Origin of the sequence: Leifsonia psychrotolerans (assembly GCF_013410665.1) — a bacterium.
In the GTDB taxonomy this organism is placed as follows: Bacteria; Actinomycetota; Actinomycetes; order Actinomycetales; family Microbacteriaceae; genus Cryobacterium; species Cryobacterium psychrotolerans_A.
In genome coordinates, this window is sequence record NZ_JACCFM010000001.1 from 472,514 (window position 1) to 491,894 (window position 19,381).

Consider the following 19,381-nt stretch of genomic DNA (forward strand, 5'->3'; position numbering starts at 1 on the left):
CTGTCGATTAGTCCAATGAATGATATGAGTAGATTCAATACGTTTAGGCTATTGAAATGAATCTTGAACAGCTGCAGGGTTTCGTTGAAGTTGCCCGCACCGGCCATTTCACCCGTGCCGCCACGCAGCTGCACCTGGCACAACCCTCACTCAGCCGTCAGATTGCCACACTGGAATCCGACCTCGGCGCGCAGCTCTTTCACAGGGTTCGAGGCAACATCACGCTGACGGCTGCCGGCGAATCGCTCCTTCCGCTGGCCACGAGAATGCTGGCGGATGCCGAGACTGTGCGTCATGAGATGCAGGAGTTGGCCGGCCTGAAAAGGGGGCGGGTGCGCCTCGGTGCCACCCCCACGCTGTGCATCAGCCTGGTCGCCGAGGTATTGGCCTCGTTCCATGCGGCCTACCCCGGTATTGATCTGCACCTGACCGAGGGCGGCTCCCGGGGTCTCCTCGATGACCTGGCCGGGGGAGAGCTTGACCTGGCCCTGATTACCGCGTCGGAGGAGGGCGTCAGTTCGTCTGCGAGTCTGCAACGGATTCCACTCGTGACTGAAGAGCTCGTCGTGATCTCGGCGGCCCAGAGCCCCCTGTTCGGAACCCGGACGTCGCTCACGCTCGCACAGCTGGCCGCACTGCCACAGATCACCTTCCACGAGAGCTACGACCTGCGCGCCGCAACGATGCAGGCCTTCCGCGACGCGTCGTTGTCGCCGCGGATTGTGCTCGAGGGCGCCGAGATGGATGCGGTTCTGCGCTGCGTCGAACGCGGTCTGGGAGTTGCCGTCGTTCCAGCCATGGTGCTGACGGATCGGCCGGGCGTGCGTTCCGTCAGGCTCAACTCGCCGCGCCTGACGCGCTCGGTCAGCCTCGCCCATCGTCGCGATGTGACCCTGACCCGGGCCGCCCAGGCGATGCACGACATGATCATCGACACAGCCGACATCCTTTCGTCGGCCACCACCACGATGGACGGCTTGATTGTGCGGGCGACGGAGCGGCACGTTGTTTCAGGCATCGTCGCCGGCACAGAATGGAATCCACCAGGGAGGACGCGATGGGTCGATTAAGGCGAAGTGATACCTCGGGTGCGGGTCATGCACGGGTGCGTTCGGGTCGGGGCTTCAGCTACCGTGACCACGCTCCAGTGGGCTCACGCATCCGTCAACGGCACCGGTGTTGCCTTGGAATGTCCGGCGAAGTCGGGCCAATGGTGGCAGAGCGCGCTCGATGATGCAGATCTTTCTCGCTTTGTTCGGACGCGTCTGAAACGCGGACCGGACGCCCGGTTGCAGGAGTGGCGCGATGTCGACTGCTGGCGCACTCTCACGGCCGCCGAGATCAACGATTTTGTGCGCAAACGCACCGGAGGAGACTTCACGGCGAAGGACTTCCGCACGCTGCACGGCACGACGGCAGTAGACGCGCCTCTCCTGAATCGGCGTTGGTTGCCCTGCTCGAGGCCGAGCCGGCGGGGTGAATTCGCACGAGCCGCCGGTTCAGCGTCACTTCATGGAGCGCGAAACAGCCAGATCGATGACAAATGTGATGATCGCAACCGTCACGACGAAGGCGATTCCACCGACGACGATGGTGGCCGTTGTAAAGCCGCCGATCGAGACCGTGATGGCCATCCAGATGAACCCCGCGATGAAGCCCGCAAGCAGCGCGCTGATGGTGCGGGGCCGAATCGATCGTTGCGATGACGTGGACATGCTGACAACATAGCGCGCCCGCGGTTCGACGTGTGCGGGGTCACACCGGCTTGACCGCTCGGGGTGAGTCTGCCCGAACGTGCCGTTGCGCGTGTTCGATCTGTGCTGCTAAGTTCTTCGCAACGCCTAATTGTAACGATTCAATTCGGCACCCCATTGAGGATGCCGGCGTGTTCGCGCCAGCAGGAAGGCGCAAAAATGCGCATAAACCAGGTGAAGTACGCGGCGCTTGTTACGGGCGCACTCACAGTTCTCGCGGGAGTCCCCGCACTCAGCGCTGTCGCAGCACCACACGACCCTTCTCCGCTCCGCGTCGGCGCACTGACCGTTGAGCATCAGACGAATCCGCTCGGGATCGATGAGGTGACCCCGCACTTGGGGTGGGAAGTCTCGTCTGACAACCACGGGATGGCGCAGTCGGCCTATGAGATCGAAGTCTTCTCAGCTGACGCGCAGTCACCAGATATCTGGGACAGCGGTCGGGTCGAGTCCTCGACCAGCTTCGAAATTCCTCTTCCGGGCGAGAAACTTGACTCACGCAGCGCGTATGACTGGCGGGTGCGAGTGTGGGATCAGGCCGGCAGTGTCTCGGCCTGGAGCGAGACTGCGACCTTCGAGACCGCGTTTCTCGACGACGATGATTTCGCTGGAGAGTGGATCGGTTCGCCCCGGCGAAGCCCCACAACGACGCTGGATGGCGCCGGATGGATCTGGGGCGACAACAGTGGCGCGAATGGAAGCGCTGTGGGCGAAGATCGCTTCTTCCGCACGGACTTCGACCTTCCTGCTGGCGTCACGATCGTCTCCGCGCAGATGCAGATGTCGGCCGACGATTATTTCTCGTTCTCCGTGAACGGAACAGAGGCACTGAGCTCTCCAAACTCCGGGGAGGCCTGGCGAACCTCGAGAATCGCAGATCTGTCACAGGAGCTGCATCCGGGAAACAACGTGCTCGCCGCACGGGTGACCAATGCCGGAGCCGGCTTTGCCGGACTGGTGGGAAAGCTGATCATCACACTGTCCAACGCGGACACCGTCGAGATCACAACGGATGGAACGTGGCGATCGACGGCCACACTCACACCGGGCTGGACGGCGCCGAGTTTCGATGATTCCAGCTGGAGCGCCGCGGTCGTCGGAGCCCCGTACGGAGGTTGGCCGTGGGGTAGGAACGTCAACGCGTCGACACCACCGGAAGCACTCCTGCGCACCAGCTTTTCGATTGGAAAGGAGATCGCTAAGGCGCGCACCTATGTCACCGGTCTCGGCTATTACAAGCTCTACCTGAACGGTGAGCGCGTCGGTGACCACGAGCTTGACCCGGGCTTCACCGTCTATGACAAGACGATTCTGTATACAAGCTATGACGTGACCGAGGCGCTGCAAAACGGCGAGAACGTCATGGGGGTCAGCCTCGGACGCGGGTATTTCGGTCAGACCTTCCCCGACGAGTGGACGAGTTCATCCTGGCATGACGACACCAAGCTCAAGCTTGAGCTCGACATCACCTACACGGACGGCACGACGCACAGGGTGGTCAGTGACCGAAGCTGGAACGCCGAAGACGGCCCGACAACGAGCGAGTCCGTGTGGACGGGTGAGAACTACGACGCGCGACTTGAACACGCCGGCTGGAACGCTCCTGGATTCGATGACTCGTCCTGGCGTCCGGCGGTTTCGGTTGTGGCGCCCGGCGGGCGGCTCCGGTCGCAGGCATTCCCCGCCATCACCGAAACCGATACTCTTTCGCACGTCGCGGTGACCACACCCGCCGCTGGCGTTGCGGTCTACGACTTCGGCGAGCCCACCGCCGGGTGGTCAAACGTCGCCTTCGAGGGCCCCGCAGGCGCCCTCGTGCAGATGACCTATGGTGAGAAACTGAATGCAGACGGCACCGTGTTCAACAACGGCGGATTTTTCAACATTCAGTCCTATAACTACACGCTCAAGGGTGGTGGCGCCGAGTCGTATCAGCCGAGTTACAGCTACGCCGGTTTTCGATACGTGCAGGTGAAAGCGCCGACCGGTGTCGCGGTGACGGATGTCACGGGCAAGCGGGTGCATAGTGCCGTTGAGCGAACAGGTGGGTTCTCGAGCTCGAATGATCTCTTGAACCGGTATCACCGGGCACAGGCGAACACTCTGCTGAATAACCTGCACTCGATTCCGACTGATACTCCGATGTATGAAAAGCGCGCGTACACTGCGGACGCCTTTCTCTCGGCCGATTCTGCCATCGCCACATTCAACATGCAGAACTTCTATGAGAGTTGGATCCGTTCACACCGGGACGACCAGAACGCCGACGGGACCCTCGGCAATACCGTGCCGGCGACCGTCGGAGGCAAGCAGGTCAACGACCCCCTCTGGACCTCCAGCTATGTACTGATGAGTTGGAACCTGTACTGGTATTACGGGAACACGCGTGTGCTTTCTGACAACTACGACGGCATGAAGAAGTGGATGAATCACTACGAGCAGGAACTCGCGCAGACCGGAAATGTGTACACCGGGTTCAGCTACGGGGACTGGCTCGACCCGACCCCCGGCCCGGCCGCCGGAACCCGGCTACCAGCGACGGCCTACCTCTATAAGACCGCCACCCTGATGGCGCAGATCGCCACCGAGCTCGGCCACGACGCGGATGCGACGCACTTCCAAGAATTCGCTGACCGGATCGGCGACGCCTTCAACTCGACCTTCTACGATCCTGCCGTCGGGGCGTACTTCGATAATGTTGCTGCCGGATACCGGCAGACGTCCAACATCCTGCCGCTGAGCTTGGGGATCGTGCCGGATGACCAGCGCGGCAGGGTCCTGGCGAACCTCGTCACAGACGTGAGAGATCGTGGTAATCACCTCAGCACCGGCGCGATCGGCACGAAGGACCTGCTGCCGACGCTCACGGAGAACGGCTACGCCGATCTCGCGTATAGCGTCGCGACGAACCCCACCTACCCGGGTTGGGGCTACTGGTTCGAGGAGCTCGGTGCGACCACGATGTGGGAGGAATGGGGTGCGCAGTCACGTTCACTCGACCACGCGTTCCTGGGCACTGTCGATGACTGGCTTTATCAGCAGGTCGCAGGGATCACGGCGACCGCGCCGGGATACAGGGAAATCCGGTTCCAGCCCGCCCTCGCCAGCCAGCTCACTACGGCCGCGGCAAACGTTCACTCGCCCTGGGGTGAGGTCTCGTCCGAATGGGTGCGCGCGGGTGAGTTGTTCACCCTGACCGTGACCGTGCCGGTCGGAGCAACCGCTGAAGTCAACGTCCCGGTGAACGCGGGCGACGCGGTGAGTTCGACTCCGGCGGCGACGGCACGCGGCGTGAGTGACGGGTTCTCACGGTTCGCCGTGGGTTCTGGCACGTATACCTTTGTCGCGGGACCGGCGGCGGAGATTCCTGAGGAGCCGGGATCGGGCGGCGACGGGAACGGGAACGGCAACGGGAACGGGAACGGGAACGGGAACGGGAACGGGAACGGGACCGGGAACGGGACCGGGACCGGGACCGGCAGTGCAGAGCCCGACGAAAGCAGCCTGGCCAATACCGGCGCACACGTGTCGACTGTGCTTCTGGGCGGAGTACTCCTGATCATGGCGGTGGGCATGACGCTGGTCCGTCGTCGCCGACGCGTTCGGATGCCGCGCTGAGACATGAGTTGAATCGTCGCACGCTTCCGATGCACCAGGTCGGAAGCGTGCGGCGCGCGCCGGGGGCTACAGATTGATCATCTGCCCTGGGCGTTGCCGTTGGCGCTGAACGGCAACTTCGACACGCACACATCGTGCCCACCGTCGTGGAAGTGAGGATGTCGATGCCCAGTTTCTTGTACTGGCGCGTGATCTCCTTCGATACCTCGGTTTCTTTGTTCGTAAGCGCACGATCCCAAAGCTCAATGATTGTGACATCGAGCCCGTAGTTCTTCAGGACGTACGCGAACTCCATGCCGATCGCCCCGGCCCCGACAGTGGATGCTCATTCGGTGTTCGCTTTCGACCCTTCAGAGAATCACGGTTTCCCTAGCCTGGTTAGCAAATAGATGATGATGAAGATAGTCGAATTGAATATAGCCAACTGAGCTAAAATGCTGCCATGGCAGCTATCGATGAAAACCACGAGTCGGTTTCCTCGAGCATCTACGACGTCGATTCCAGCGATCCCACGGGTCAGCTGGTCGATCGTTCCGCCATGGATCCCACTCAGGTGCGCCAGATCAGCGAGCTGATGGCTGCGCTCGGCAGATTGCGTGAGGCTGAGCAGCAACTCTCCGAGGCTTCGCTGAAGTACATGAAGCTCAACCAAACCGATATGCGTGCGCTTCACTACCTCATCGTTTCTGGCAATCGGGGAGTGATCGCTACGCCGGGCGCCATCGCCACGCATTTGAAAATCTCGACCGCATCGACCACCAAACTGCTCGACAGGCTTGAGCGAGCCGGGCACATCATCCGTCACCCCCATCCCACCGATCGGCGCGCGTTAGCGATCTCGATTACGCCTGAAACGCATACGGCGGCCATGAACACCGTCGGGCGACAGCAGTCGAAACGATTTCTCGCAGCCGCGAACCTCACGTCGTCCGAGTTGGAGACCGTGATTCGTTTTCTTGACGACATGACCGGGCAGCTCTCACTGGCCGATGCAGAGTGGGCCCAGGCCGGGACGGCCGGAAGCGCCTGATCTGAGCGCCGATTCACCTGATGTTGATCCTTGCGCGCGTTGTGGCCTCGCGTTAAGTTCGGGGCAACGCCACCGTTGGGGTGGTGAGTCAAAGGAGTTCGCATGCCACTCGGACCGGTTGAAATTCTCGTCATTGGCTTTCCTGAGAACAACTTCACGGGGGCGATCGTGCCCGAGTTGGAGCGGCTGGTAAAAGACGAGACGATCACGATCATCGACGGGCTCTTCGTTCAGAAGGAAGCGGACGGCAGCACAAAATTCGTCGAGTTCGAGGAACTCGGCGCTGGGAGCGCCGTGTCGTCTTTTCAGAGCATCATCAACCGGGTCGAAGGATTGATCTCCGACGAAGATGTCGCCGAATTGACCGACGGACTCACGCCGAACAGTTCAGCGGCGATCTTGGTGTTTGAGCACACCTGGGCCACGGCGTTACGCGACGCGGTCCTGGCGGCCGGCGGAGAGATGCTCGACAACGTTCGAGTTCCCCCAGAGGTGGTCGAGGAGATCCTCGCCACCGTTCCCGAGATCGACTGACGACAGGACATATGATGCAGCCCACGTGACTGGCCCTGGACGGTGTTGGCGACAGTCTTGATCGTGATCGGCGCTTTCCTCGCCCCGGTGGCCGTCGTCGCCTCCTGGGCAAAAATCGAACTCACCGACACCGACCGGTTCGTTGCCTCGTATGCCCCGCTTGCCGACGAGCCGGCCGTTCAGAGGTTCGTCACCGACCAAACCGTCGCGGTCATCAATCAGCATCTCGACGTGCCCCAGTTGACCGCGGAGGTCATCGACGGCATCACCTCGCTCGGCACCGGACCGGTGGCCACCCGGGCGCTCGACGCGATGAAAGGACCGGCAGCCGCGGGCATTCAGAGTCTGATCCGCAGCGGGGTCAGCACCTTCATCGCCTCCGATGCCTTCGCAGCCGTCTGGCGTGACGCCCTGCGGATCTCGCACAGTCAACTGATCGCAGCCATGCGTAACGACCCGCATGCCGCAGTGCAGATCGCGGGCGACGGCAGCATCGGCATCCAACTCTCGCCGGTGATCGCAGCCGTCAAGAAGGCACTCGTCGCGCAGGGGATCGGCTTCGCAAGCCAGATTCCAGAGGTGAACCGAACGATCGTCATCGCCCAATCGGATGCGGTTCCCACCATCCAGCTCGTCTACGGGGTGGCGGTCGGGGCCGGTGCCTGGCTGCCCTGGGTCTCACTCCTCTTCCTGCTCGCGGGCATTCTTGTAGCCCGGCGCAAGGTGAGAGCGTTGATCGGGGCGGCCAGTGCTTTGGCGCTGGCCATGGCGATCACCCTGGCGGCCCTCTTCATCGGTGACGGGGTCTTCATCGCATCCGTCAGCCCCACGGTTCTGCCGAGTGATGTGGCCGGCTTGGCCTACTCGACTGTGGTGGAAATCATTCAGACGCTTGGCCTAGCCATCTTTGTGCTCGCCCTCGCCGTTGCCGTCGTGGCGTGGTTTGCGGGGCCGTTCCGCACGCCACGGCGCCTGAGAACGTTCTTCACGTCGGGGGCGAGGATCACCCGCGAAGCCGCGGAACGGCAGGGAATCAGTACGGGACGTACCGGGGAATGGCTGTATCGCCAGCGTGTGTTGCTGCGCGTCGTGGTGGCCGTCGCCGCGGCCGTGGCCATCCTCTTCCTGCGCCCGCTGACCGCCGGCGTGATCATCTGGACTCTGATTATCGCCGTCCTGGTGGTAGCGATTCTGGAACTGCTGCAGCGTCCGGTGATCGAAGTGCCCCGAGATTCCGACGCTGAAACACCGGTCTCTGTTGTCTGACCGTGTCGGTCCAGGCGAGTGGCGCGATACGCGAGTGTAGTGTTCGTGGCACCCGAGTCGTTTGACGTCGCAACCCTACGTGGAGGTCGATGCAGAATGAACGAACACACGCAACTGCACGCTGTCGTTTCATCGTCCGGCCGTGCTCCGTGCGTTGGTCGAGTCGTCGCGCGGCCACGACTCGACGCAACGCTCGGCACGCTCGTTGCCGGCTCGTCGCACCTGATGACAATCTGGAGCGCCGCGGGTTCGGGAAAGACGACCCTGCTCGGACAGTGGGCGCGTCTGCTCACCGACGGCGGGTTCTCGGTCGTCATGATCTCGGGTGAGTCACTCGAGCGGGTGCCCGACATACTGAGCGGCCTTGCCGCATCCGATCGAGACCGGCCGGGGCAGACAGACGCCTCGCGCTCAATCGTGATGGTCGACGACATCCATCTTCTTGCCGGGCGCGCAGCAAAAGCCGCAGTGACCGCTCTCCTGAATGTGCTGCCATCGGTGGCCGGGGTGATCATCGCCGGGCGCTATCAACCGGTCGGCACGCATGCGCCACTGAATACGGCCGGGGGACTCGCGGTACTGCGCACCGCCGATCTCGCCTTCACCCGCGTGGAATTGAATGCCCTGACCGAATGTCATAGCGTGTGCCTGGACGATGTCGTGCTCGACGTGCTTCTGCGCCGCACGGAGGGCTGGGCAATCGCGGTGGCACTCGCGGTGCCCTGGCTGAAGGAGAGCGCGGACGCACGCGCGGCCGTCCTCGGCTTCGACGGAGATCACCGGGCGGTCGCGGACTATCTGGTGAGCGAAGTTCTCGAGAGTTTGAGCGTCGACGAGAGATTCGTGCTCGCGACGACGGCGATCAGGAGTGACGTTCCGCTGGAGCTGGCCTCATACGTATCCGGCCTGCCCAACGCGGGGGAGTTGCTGCACGAAATCTGCCAACGCAACTCGCTGATGATCGAAGATTCAGAGGGTTACCACTATCACCCGGTTCTGCTCAGCTTTTTACAGGCGGACGCGCGCCGGAAGAATGTGCATGACTTCGCCGCTGCCCATACGAAGGCATTTACCTGGTTCTACGCTCGGGAGGATGGCGCGCACGCACTGGAAGAAGCACTCGCCTCGGGCCGAGGACACAACATCCAGAGCGCCCTGGACCGATTCGGCTTAGAACTCATGCTGGCGGGTGAAACGGACCTGATCGACCGCGCCATGGCGGCCCTTCCCACGTCCGCCGCCCCCCTTGCGCTCGTGGCGACACAGCTCTTGTTCGAGGCGCCATTCTTTGCTGATTCAACGCGAGCAACGCATCTCTTCGAAGAGGCGCTGGCCCACGACACGGCGGGCACGCCGACACAGGAGCCTTGGTTGGCCGTCGCCCTTGCGCTGCATTGCCTCGTGGGCACAACTCACCATTCGTACGAGGCGCGCCTGCGGCGCCTGCGGTCGGCTGACATCGTGGCGCTGCGTCGAAAAAGCCTGGCGCTGGACTTGCTTGCTGAAGTGGCCGAGGCGTGGTGTATTGGACGAGTGGGTGCGCCGGCCGACGCGCTCCTCCGGCTGCGTGAGGTGGGGATCAGCGCCGATCGGGCGGGGTTCGGGTGGCTGAGCCTGATGGCCGCGTCGTGTGCCGCACCGCTGGCAACACTGTCGGGTCGCTGGGAGTTGGCGGCCGCGATTGAAGATCAGGTGATTGTGCAACTCTCGGCACATCCGCGCACCCAGCCCGGCCGGGTGCGTTCGTCCGCCACAATCATATCTGCGGTGAGGTCGTATCGGCGCTGTGAAGCCATGCAGACCGAGGAGCTGGATGCGCTCATCGCCGCCGATGCGCATCGCCTCACCCCCGGCGCGCGGGTACCGGCTATCGCCGCGCGAACCGGTGCCCGATTGGATTCAGAGGCGAACCCGCGGCCGGCTCTTGAGACCATGGATCGTCTGATGCGCGATCACGGGGTTCACTATCCACAACTTTTCGCCGTTGTCGCACTGCGTCTGGTCAGCCTGCATCTCACGCTCGATGGCCGAGCCGAAGCACAGGAACGTGCGGCCGATGTCTATGCTCTGCTGGGAGACGACTCGGTGGAGTCGGAGACCGTGCGCCTCGCCCTCGCTCTTCCCACTCGTCGGGGCGACGCCGCAGAGGAATCTCTTCTCGCCGCGCTGCACAACACGGCGCGCTCCTGGCATGCCGGTGCCCCGATCGGCGCCTGGATCCTGCTCGCTCACGCGGCGGAACTGCGGGGGAGCCACAGCGAAGCCGATATACGGCTGACCCACGCCGTGCGTCTGGCGCAGCGCTTCGATGTCCTTCAGCCGTTCGCAGCACGCGGGGGTGAAGGTGCGACCCTTCTGACCGTGCGAAGTGGCCGGTTCGGCCCGCTGGACTCATTCGCCGCTCAGGTGCAGGCGGCTGTTCACTCGCTCCTGCCGGCGCAGCCTGAACAGAGTTCTCCTGGTGTGCCGCTGACGCAGCGTGAACACGACATCCTCAACGAGCTCCCGGTTCATCAAAGCGTCGCCGAGATTGCGCGCAAGCAGACCTTGAGTGTGAACACGGTCAAGACCCATATGCGCAGCATCTATCAGAAGCTTGGGGTCACTGATCGCAGCGACGCGGTCTCCACCGCTCAGATACTCGGGCTGCTCTAGCCGGTCTCTCACCGTCTGCGGTGCAGCGTGGTCGGTGTGTGAGTGGCGGGTCACCCGCGGGAGGTGATGACTCTGCACCCGGATGGGGCGAGGATGAACGAATCGCCCGCAGCAGCAGGAGGAGGTCGCTCATGAAACGGTACGAAATACGTCTTCCCTATGCGCTGTCGCCCACCCTGGCGGCGGCGTTCCCGGAGTTCGACGCGCTGCCGATCGCGCCATCGACGACGCTGCTCACGGGGATGCTCAATGATCAGTCCGAGTTGCAGGGGATTCTCGCCCGAATCGCCGACATGGGGCTCGAAATCGCCGAGGTCCATGTGCGTCACGAGTCGTCGTGAGCGCGTGTGTCGTCACGCTCCTCCCGGAGTGACCGTTCACCGAAAGACCCCAGATCGCAGCCTGATTTGACAGCTGCGCCGTCGCGCCCGAAGCTGTACCCACTGCCCGCGAGCACCCGCTTGTCACGACGGAGTGTCATGAAATTGGTTCGACGTCCTGCCGTTGCCCTGTCGACCATGCTGGCCCTCGTCGTGATCCAGGCCATCGCAGACCCCACCGGGCTGCTCGCCCTCGTCGGCTGGTCGGGTGCCGGGCTGTCGTTCGCCGCGGGATTATGGTCGTTTGCGCCATATCTGGTGTTCGTGCCGGTGCTGCTCGTCGTGGTCTGGTGGGTCGCGGTTCGGGCGGCAGAACGCTTCTGGACGCTCACCGCCGGCGTGCTCCTCGCCGTTCTGCTGGCGCAAGCCGTGACAGCCCTCGTCATGACCTGGGATCTGGCCGCGGCCGGATACGCGGCCGGATTCGTGGTCGCCAAAGCGGTGCCGGCCGCGCTCATCGTCGCCGGTGTCACCCGCTGCCTGGGGGGCCCTGCGGCGGCCCCGACGAGAGCGGCTTCGCACGCAGCCGGCTCGGTCTGGCCGCCCGCAGTGCTTTTCGCTGCACTCGCCCCGCTGCTCGCGGGCCTCTGGTGGAGTGGCGCAGCGTACGCCCCCGGCATTCCGACGGCACGGCCGGACCGGGGCATCCTGTCGGTGATCATCGCCCTGGTTCTCGTTGCCGCAACAACAGCACTCTGCCTGCTCTGGATGCGTGCCCGCGTTCCCGGAGTTGTGGGCGGCTGGCTGGCCGGACTCATCGCCGGCGGCCTCGTCGGCCTGGTCCAAGCGGTCATCGGCTCGGTGATTGACGGCGGTTTCAGCGGGGACATCTGGCCCCTCATTGTTGCCTACACTGCGGTCGCCGACGGGCTCGCCTTCGGGGCCTGCGTCGGCTGGATCGTCGGCCTCGGTACCGTCGCCACCGACCGACTACGGGCCGGTCGGGCTCCCCAAACGCCGCGGCTCGTCGCCGCATTCGTCGTGGTGCTCGCCTTGGGCACGACCCTGCTCCTTCCCGGCCCGGATGCCGCCACCGCGGCATCCGGTGCGGCCCAGAACCCGCCGACCGGGTTTCTGCGGGCCGAGAAGTCGGTCATCGTCGATGGGACGGGCAATCAGGTGCTGCTGCGCGGGGTGAACGTCAACCAGCTCGTCGACTTCTACCAACCGACTGCCGGTGTGCCCGCGACCCGGCCGCTGACCGAGACGGATTTCGCCGACATGGCGTCCTACGGCTTCAACGTGGTGCGTCTGAACCTATCCTGGTCGGCACTCGAACCCGAGCGTGGCACCCTGGACCCGGCCTATCTGGCGCAGATCAGTGATGCGGTCGAGTGGGCGAAGCGCAATGGCATCTACACCGTGTTCGACATGCATCAGGATGGCTGGTGGAACGGCCCGACCGGACAGGACAGCACGTGCCGACCCGGTACCGAGCCGATGTGGGGCTACGACGGTGCGCCGGAGTGGGCGACGATCACGGACGGCGCCCCGCGCTGTCAATTCACCGGTCGCGACATTTCGCCGGCCGGCAACCGCGCGTTCCAGAACTTCTACTTCAACACCGATGACATCCAGACCGCGCTCGCCGAGACCTGGGGCGTACTCGCCGGCACGTTCCGTGACGAGCCGATGGTTGCCGGTTTTGATCTCTTGAACGAACCGGGATTCGGCGAGAGCGCACCCGTGACCACCTCACATCAGCTCGGTGGGTTTTACGCCACGGCGATCGCACAGATCCGTGCCGCCGGAGCTCCCCAGATCGTGTTCGTCGAACCGAGCATTTTCTGGTCGGGCCTCGGCGTCGACACCGGACCCACCCACGACTTCACCGGCGATCGCAACATCGTCTTCTCCCCGCATCTGTATGCCGAGTCGATCACCATGGATCGCGATCTCGGCATCCCCCCGATGGTTGCGCTGGAAAGACAATTCATGCTCGGCCAGCGCGTCGCCGATGAGTACGGAGCGCCGCTCTGGTCAGGGGAGTATGGCTATTGGGGCGAGGACGTCGACGTACTCGCCCGGCTGAACCGGTACGCAAACACCGAGGATGCCCACCGGCTCGGCAGCGCCTACTGGGTCTGGAAGCAGGCCTGCGGTGACCCACAGAACGGCATCGGCCCGGTCGGGAATGCGCTCATGATGCAGGACTGCGAAACCGGTGGTGACGCGCCGCCGAAGACCGACCTGCTGAGGATTCTGAGTCGGGCCTACCCCCGGTCGGCGCCCGGCCGGCTCACCGCGCTCGAAGCGCACGGCGCATCCGTCAGGCTTGAAGGCATCACCCCGGCGAGCGGATGCGGCCTGGCGGTGTGGATTCCCGGCGCAGCGAAACCGGATGTGACATCAACGGGCATCACGAAGGTCGAGGCCACGGCGGTGGACGGCGGCTGGACCGTGACCGGCTGCGTCGCCGGGCCCTACACGCTGTCGACCGCGGGGTAGCCGCCGTTCTCGCCGCGCCTCGTTCTACCGGGGCATGGACAGCACTAGCTCTGCAGCGTTCTGAAGTCGCGGGCAATCACCTGTAGGCAGTCCTCGAATGTGCCGTGTGTCACCGTGGACGGAATCGACAGCATGAGATTGACGGGCGAGCCAAAGTTCTCGATGTGCAGGCCGTCGTCGTCGACCGGGATTCCCTGCGCGTTCGTTCGGACCTCCCCAGCGAAAGCGCGGACCCGTTCCACGATGGTCGAGGGTCCCGCAGTGTAGGCGTAGAGGGCCTTGCCTCTGGCATACCCGTATCCCATTTCGAAGCAGGTCCCCGAGTCAGGTTCGACACCCCGGAACGCATTGAGGTTGGCGGCGACAATATCGCAGTCGTCGATGAGCTGGACATCGCGAGTGAAGATAGCGGTCGCGAATTCGGCGTCCGTCAGCCCCGTCGGGTCGATCTCGACATCGGCCGGGAACACGCCCTCGAGACCCAGGGCTTGGCACATGGCCTTCATCGTGAGGGCACGCTCGTGGGCGTCGGGGTAGAAGACGTCGAATCCGGCAAGGTAAATTCTTGGAGTTGTGGCCATGTCTAACCTTCTCATCGATGGCATGCCACGCGTGGACGACGTCGTCTCTGTGACCTTTGGCCCTAGTGCGGGGCACCTCGGCTGGCGAAGCTGAATCCATGTCTGAGAAATCTCATCCCCTGGACGTGCCCAAATCCGGTGCCGACCTGCCTGCCCGCCCGCCCGGTGCGTGGATCGTGGTCGGTGTTGACGGATCGGAATCGTCGATTGCCGCCGTGCGGTGGGGTGCCCGCCTCGCCTCCGCCCTGAACGTGAACCTTGAGGTTGTGGCGGTCTGGCCGTATCCGGCGATAAGCCCCGGTTCCTTCTACTCGTCCGAGGTCTGGCCGCCCGAGAATGATGCCGACAAGATATTGACGGATGTGATCGCCACCGTCTTCGGAGACGATCCGCCGCCCTCCGTACGCACCATCACCCGCCCAGGCCCGGTCGCACCGGCGCTGATCAAGCAGAGCACGGGAGCAGACATGCTCATCGTGGGCAGTCGAGGGCGCGGCGGCTTCGTGGGTCTGATTCTCGGCTCGGTGAGCGCGACAGTCGCCGAACACGCGCGCTGTGCGGTACTCGTCGTTCATGGGGACGCCGCCGTGACTCATGCTCCCGAGCACACCGAGGAAACCTAGCGCATTGCTTTCGGCGGTTGGGTGGCGATTTTGGATTCCCAGTGCAGCGCCGCGGCTTGGGTTCGGTGCTGCAGGCCGAGTTTGCTGAGGACGCCCGACACATAGTTCTTGACGGTCTTCTCGGCCAGGGAGAGCCGCTCGCCAATTTCCCGATTTGTGAGCCCATCCGCGACCAGCGTGAGCACGGCACGCTCCCGCGTGCTTAACGTCGCGAGCCGCGGGTCCCCCAACGACGGGGAGCGCAATCGCTCAACGACCCGATCTCTGTACTGCGAATCGATGAGAGTGTGTCCGTCCGCCACGCGACGAATGCTGTCGACCAGGCTGCTGCTCCGCACATCCTTCTGGATATAGCCGGATGCGCCGGCGATCACCGCCGCATAGATTGCGTCGTCATCGTCGTACGCGGTGAGAATGAGGCAGCGGATGCGGGGGTTCGACGAGTGCAGGTCCCGGCAGATGTCGATTCCATTGCCGTCGGGCAACCGCACGTCCAACAGCACGACATCCGGACGTGTGGCGCGGATACGGGTCCGTGCCTGCGCCACGGTTCCGGCTTCGCCGACGACCTCAATATCGGTTGCCGCCCCGATCAAGTCCGCGACTCCGCGCCGGACGATTTCGTGGTCGTCAACCAAGAAGACCCGGACGGTGGTACTCATGACGACTCCGACTCCGACTCCGACTCCGACTCCGACTCGGTTGCGGCGCTGAGCGGAGCATTCCAGTGAATTCGAGTTTCTCCGTTGGCGGATGTGGCGGAGAATCGCCCTGCGCGCGTCAACGCCCGAGCTTCGAGGTTGGCCAGTCCGCTCAGATTCACCGGGTGGGTGAGCCCGACTCCGTCGTCAGTCACGTCGACGTGCACCTGCCCCTCGGCGACGGAGATCGACACGGTGACCTGTTGTGCATGCGCGTGCCTGACGACGTTGGCGAGTGACTCCCGAACAACGGCGAGCACGTCGTATGCGAGATCGCCATCAACCATGAGATCGACTGGACCTGAGAAGACCAGCTGTGGCGCGTGCGGGAGTGCCGTTCTCAGCTCGTCGACCACGTCGACAAGGCGTGTGCGCAGTGTTCCACCCGTGTCGCTGTAGTGGTGGGCCAGTGTGTAGATCGCGGTTCGAATGTGCGCAATCGCTGAGTCGAGAGTGCCGACGGCTGTCGCGATGCGTGTCGCGACCGGACCAGGCGGCAGACCGCCGAGGGTGCTGTGCAGGTCGAGCCCCGTGGCGAAAAGCTGTTGGATGACGTGATCGTGCAGATCTCTGGCGATGCGGCTGTGGTCTTCGAGCACCAGCATCCGCTGACGGTCAACCCTCGCGTTCGCCAGTTCCATGCCCACGCTCGCGCGGCCCGCGAAGTCGGCGGCGAGCTCCAGGTCATCCGCGACGAACGGAGCACTGTTGGATGCGCGTGAGACGACGAGGGCGCCCAACACCCGACTCGCCGCGAGAAGCGGCACAACCATGGTTGGCCCGAGGCGAACGGGGGAACCGGGGACTGCGTCATTCGCTGCCCTCTCACCGAACAGTCGGGGCTGATGCCCCTCCAAGACGCTCGCTGCGATCGACCCCGCCAGCGGAAAACGGAGACCTTCCATCGACTCTTCACCCACGCCGCGCGCGGTGTCGACGATGAGCTCTGCCGGGTCGTCCGTGGGGAGTACGAGGTAGACCACCTCGGCTTCCGCCAGCTCTAATACACGCGCCGCAAGCAGGCCGAGGGGCATGCTGTCTTCAGAGGCGAGCAGCGCCGCCGTGATCTCGGACGCCGCCGTTGTCCAGGCCTGGCGTCGTGTGGAGTCGGCGAAAAGTCGGGCATTATCTATTGCGAAACCTGCGGTGCGGGCCAGCGAGATGATGAGTTGTTCGTCATCGGCGCTGAAGGTGCCCGATCGCGAATTGGTGAGATACAGAGAGCCGAACACCGTGTCACGGATGCGAATGGGCACGCCGAGAAAGCTGTCCATCGCTGGATGCCCATCGGGGACTCCCGCCGAACGAGGGTCGTCGGCGAGGTGAGACAATCGAATCGGCCGCGGATCGTCAATGACAGCGCCCAGCAACCCGTGGCCCTCGGGACGATGACCGATCGCCTCGGCATCGCGGGGGGACATCCCGACAGAGATGAATTGTTCGAAGCCACCGTCGGGCGCGATGACCCCCAGCGCGCCATAGTCTGCGCCGACGAGCTCGACGGCGACGTCGACGATGCGGCGCAACACAATCGGCAGCTCAAGGTGCTGCACGATGGCATGGTTCGCGCGCAGCAACGCACGCAACCGGCCCTGCGTCTCGAGAACTCCACCTGCAACGTCGACGAGCTCCCCCAAGACACGATCCAGCTCGGCACGCGGCGCGTCAGGAAAAATTAGCGTTTCATCGTCATTCATGAACCACTCTTTCGCCGTGGTCGGCACGCTCTGCTCTGCGCCGTCTTGTGGGGAGTGTATCCCTCTCGGAGTGCGCAGGACTTATGGCACTAGTCGCCTGCGAACGTGCGGCAGAGCATGAATCGTAAGGTCGGTGGAACGGGGACGAGAACAATGCCATGACGAAGACGATTGTGATTGGAATTGACGGTACCGAGGCAGGTCGCGCAGCGTTGCGCTGGGCTCTGGCGCGAGCCGAAGTGGGCAACCAGGCCGTCGTTCTGCTGCATGTCGTTGATGATGAGTGGGGGATGATTGGCACGCGACTGGCAGATGAGCTCAACCAAGCCGCTCGCGACATGCTCGACAGGTCGGTCGCGTATGCCCGGTCGTTGGCACCCGATCTCGACGTCGTCGGCCGGCTTGTTCGAGGCAGCCCGGTGTGGGAGCTGATCGAGGTTTCCGGCGACGGTGGACTCACCGTCGTTGGTACGCACAAGACCGGGTACATTCATGGCAAAGTTTTCGGCTCACGCAGTCTGCAATTGGCGGCTGGAGCGCGCAGCCCGGTCGCCATCATTCCGCAGGGTTGGTTGGCGGATGCCCACGGCGTGGTCGTCGGAGTCGACGGTTCTGCGGCAGGCCGCGTTGCACTCAGATTCGCTGCTGCGGAGGCCCGACGCACACGCCAGACCCTGACGCTCATCCGGACATGGAACGCTCCGAAACTTCCCGAGACACTGCAGGAACTCGAGCAGGAACGAGATGCCACTCTCGAACGAGACGCAGGGAGATTGCTCGAGGAAGCCGCACAGATGGCGAAGCACGAACACGCAGACCTCGAAGTGAGAACTCGTGTCGTCCACCGTCCGGCAGCGGAGGCCCTTGTCGATGCCTCGAGCGCCGCAGCCCTGCTCGTCGTTGGACGTTCACGGCGACCCGGGACCCAGCAGTTCATCCTCGGGTCGGTCGCCCACGATGTGCTCCTGAACCTGGCTGTGCCGACAATCGTGGTTCACCCGGACGACATCGACTGAACCGCCTTAGTACGGATCGGGCTCCGGTTCTGGCCCGCGCTCGAAACGCATCCCGGTGATGTGGGTGGGTGTAATGCGCACATAAACCTGTTTCAGCGTCGGAATCCAGGGATGCAGCGGCGAGGCTTCTGCAGCCGCGATGTCCGACTGCTTGTCGAGCGCGTGGGCCGTGCCCTTGACGACAACACCCCAGCCCATCTGGTCGTCATAGCCATCGATCTCGAAGGCGACGTTGTCGTTGATCGTCAATTCGAGAAGTTTGCTGCCCGGAGCCGTGCGGAAGAGGATGGATGAGCCGTCCGCATAAAAGTTCACCGGAACAATATCCACCACATCGTGAACATGTGTGGCGATGCGTCCGAGTGAGTTCGCGGTGAGGAAATCCCAACACTCGGCTTCGGTCAGGGTGTGTACGGGACCTTCATCGTGTTCCATCGTGGAGCTCCTCTCGGTGACGTGCTGATCGTAACTGTGCGATAGCGCGATTCAACGCCACTCTTGCCCGCGGCGCCAGGGCCAAAAGTCATTCGATACCGGCAGCGGTCCCAAACAGGAGAGTGCCGACGGCTTCAGCCCCGCCCACGATTGTGGCGGCGCACCGATTTGGGAGCCCGGCCACCGAGAAATGACGCGCCTGAGTCGACGAGAAAGCCCTGGCTCAAGGCCTCGCGACCGATGAGCATCCGAAAGCCCATCTGGTCGCGGTTGCTCAATGTCGTTTCGGCGGTGACGACGCGCCCGAACAGTTCGATGTCGAGAAGCACGACGATGCGCTCCTCGCTATGCCCGGAGGAGCTACGCACGACGCGGCGATCGTGCACGGGGCATTCGACCACTGTCACATCGAGTTCGGAATGCTGCCAGGGACGCACCCGAAAACGCACCCAGTCGGCGACTTCGCCCTCCGATTCACCCGCGCCGACGAACTCGTCGATATCGAACGCGTGCAACGCCGAGCTGCGGGCGCCGGTGTCGAATTTGGCTTTAATCCACGGCACGCCGATGCCGGGCAGGCCGACCCACTCACGCCAGCCCGCGATGGTGCTTGAATAGACAGGTTCACTCACTCCATCATCTT

16 protein-coding genes and 1 pseudogene are annotated in these 19,381 nt (G+C 63.6%); 10 read left to right on the plus strand and 7 right to left on the minus strand.

The window, feature by feature from the left end:
• Positions 1-56: 56 nt before the first annotated feature.
• Positions 57-1,070, plus strand: a complete 1,014-nt coding sequence (locus tag HNR05_RS02130; RefSeq protein ID WP_179577523.1) for a LysR family transcriptional regulator — start codon at positions 57-59, stop codon at positions 1,068-1,070.
• 435 nt (positions 1,071-1,505) lie between these two features.
• On the opposite strand, the gene HNR05_RS02135 is transcribed toward HNR05_RS02130, so the two are convergent.
• Positions 1,506-1,715, minus strand: a complete 210-nt coding sequence (locus tag HNR05_RS02135; RefSeq protein ID WP_179577524.1) for a hypothetical protein — start codon at positions 1,713-1,715, stop codon at positions 1,506-1,508.
• Between the two features lie 198 nt (positions 1,716-1,913).
• Here HNR05_RS02135 and HNR05_RS02140 point away from each other — a divergent pair, with 198 nt between their 5' ends.
• Entirely contained in the window at positions 1,914-5,372 is a 3,459-nt protein-coding gene (locus HNR05_RS02140; protein WP_179577525.1) for a family 78 glycoside hydrolase catalytic domain, read from the plus strand.
• 139 nt (positions 5,373-5,511) lie between these two features.
• Here HNR05_RS02140 and HNR05_RS17865 read toward each other — a convergent pair.
• Positions 5,512-5,688, minus strand: a pseudogene (locus tag HNR05_RS17865) (NAD-binding protein); the annotation flags it as partial.
• 126 nt (positions 5,689-5,814) lie between these two features.
• Between HNR05_RS17865 and HNR05_RS02150 the strand changes: the two are divergent.
• The 6 genes from HNR05_RS02150 to HNR05_RS02175 all read left to right on the plus strand — a co-directional run bounded on the left by HNR05_RS02150 (position 5,815) and on the right by HNR05_RS02175 (position 13,685).
• Positions 5,815-6,402 (plus strand): MarR family winged helix-turn-helix transcriptional regulator, encoded by a 588-nt coding sequence (locus tag HNR05_RS02150; protein WP_179577527.1) that lies wholly within the window; start codon positions 5,815-5,817, stop codon positions 6,400-6,402.
• Between the two features lie 102 nt (positions 6,403-6,504).
• On the plus strand, positions 6,505-6,936 hold the full coding sequence (locus HNR05_RS02155; RefSeq protein ID WP_179577528.1) for a DUF6325 family protein: 432 nt from the start codon (positions 6,505-6,507) through the stop codon (positions 6,934-6,936).
• A 63-nt stretch (positions 6,937-6,999) separates the two neighbouring features.
• The gene (locus HNR05_RS02160) at positions 7,000-8,202 is read left to right on the plus strand and encodes a hypothetical protein (protein WP_179577529.1); all 1,203 of its coding nucleotides are present in this window, start codon (positions 7,000-7,002) and stop codon (positions 8,200-8,202) included.
• Positions 8,203-8,298: 96 nt separating this feature from the next.
• A complete protein-coding gene (locus HNR05_RS02165; RefSeq protein WP_179577530.1) occupies positions 8,299-10,857 on the plus strand; it encodes a LuxR C-terminal-related transcriptional regulator in 2,559 nt (852 codons plus the stop codon).
• Positions 10,858-10,988: 131 nt separating this feature from the next.
• Positions 10,989-11,198: a DUF8691 family protein gene (locus HNR05_RS02170; protein ID WP_179577531.1), complete on the plus strand. Its 210-nt coding sequence runs from the start codon at positions 10,989-10,991 to the stop codon at positions 11,196-11,198.
• Positions 11,199-11,336: 138 nt separating this feature from the next.
• Positions 11,337-13,685, plus strand: coding sequence for a cellulase family glycosylhydrolase (locus tag HNR05_RS02175; protein WP_179577532.1), 2,349 nt, complete (start codon positions 11,337-11,339; stop codon positions 13,683-13,685).
• A gap of 44 nt (positions 13,686-13,729) precedes the next feature.
• On the opposite strand, the gene HNR05_RS02180 is transcribed toward HNR05_RS02175, so the two are convergent.
• Positions 13,730-14,266: a nucleoside 2-deoxyribosyltransferase gene (locus HNR05_RS02180; RefSeq protein WP_179577533.1), complete on the minus strand. Its 537-nt coding sequence runs from the start codon at positions 14,264-14,266 to the stop codon at positions 13,730-13,732.
• 98 nt (positions 14,267-14,364) lie between these two features.
• Here HNR05_RS02180 and HNR05_RS02185 point away from each other — a divergent pair, with 98 nt between their 5' ends.
• Complete coding sequence (locus HNR05_RS02185; protein WP_179577534.1) at positions 14,365-14,889, plus strand: universal stress protein; 525 nt, start codon at positions 14,365-14,367, stop codon at positions 14,887-14,889.
• Here HNR05_RS02185 and HNR05_RS02190 read toward each other — a convergent pair.
• Both HNR05_RS02190 and HNR05_RS02195 read right to left on the minus strand, forming a co-directional pair.
• A complete protein-coding gene (locus HNR05_RS02190) occupies positions 14,886-15,551 on the minus strand; it encodes a response regulator (protein ID WP_179577535.1) in 666 nt (221 codons plus the stop codon). The two genes, HNR05_RS02185 and HNR05_RS02190, sit on opposite strands and share 4 nt — an antisense overlap.
• Positions 15,548-17,287 (minus strand): sensor histidine kinase, encoded by a 1,740-nt coding sequence (locus HNR05_RS02195; protein ID WP_179577536.1) that lies wholly within the window; start codon positions 17,285-17,287, stop codon positions 15,548-15,550. Before HNR05_RS02195 ends, HNR05_RS02190 begins: the two co-directional genes overlap by 4 nt.
• 158 nt (positions 17,288-17,445) lie before the next feature.
• On the opposite strand from HNR05_RS02195, the gene HNR05_RS02200 reads away from it, so the two are divergent.
• Positions 17,446-18,303, plus strand: a complete 858-nt coding sequence (locus HNR05_RS02200) for a universal stress protein (RefSeq protein WP_179577537.1) — start codon at positions 17,446-17,448, stop codon at positions 18,301-18,303.
• A gap of 6 nt (positions 18,304-18,309) precedes the next feature.
• Here the strand turns inward: HNR05_RS02200 and HNR05_RS02205 are convergent, their stop codons facing one another.
• Together HNR05_RS02205 and HNR05_RS02210 are read right to left on the minus strand one after the other, a co-directional pair.
• On the minus strand, positions 18,310-18,738 hold the full coding sequence (locus tag HNR05_RS02205; RefSeq protein ID WP_179577538.1) for a pyridoxamine 5'-phosphate oxidase family protein: 429 nt from the start codon (positions 18,736-18,738) through the stop codon (positions 18,310-18,312).
• 134 nt (positions 18,739-18,872) lie between these two features.
• Positions 18,873-19,370: a putative ATP-dependent zinc protease gene (locus HNR05_RS02210; RefSeq protein WP_179577539.1), complete on the minus strand. Its 498-nt coding sequence runs from the start codon at positions 19,368-19,370 to the stop codon at positions 18,873-18,875.
• Between the last annotated feature and the right edge of the window lie 11 nt (positions 19,371-19,381).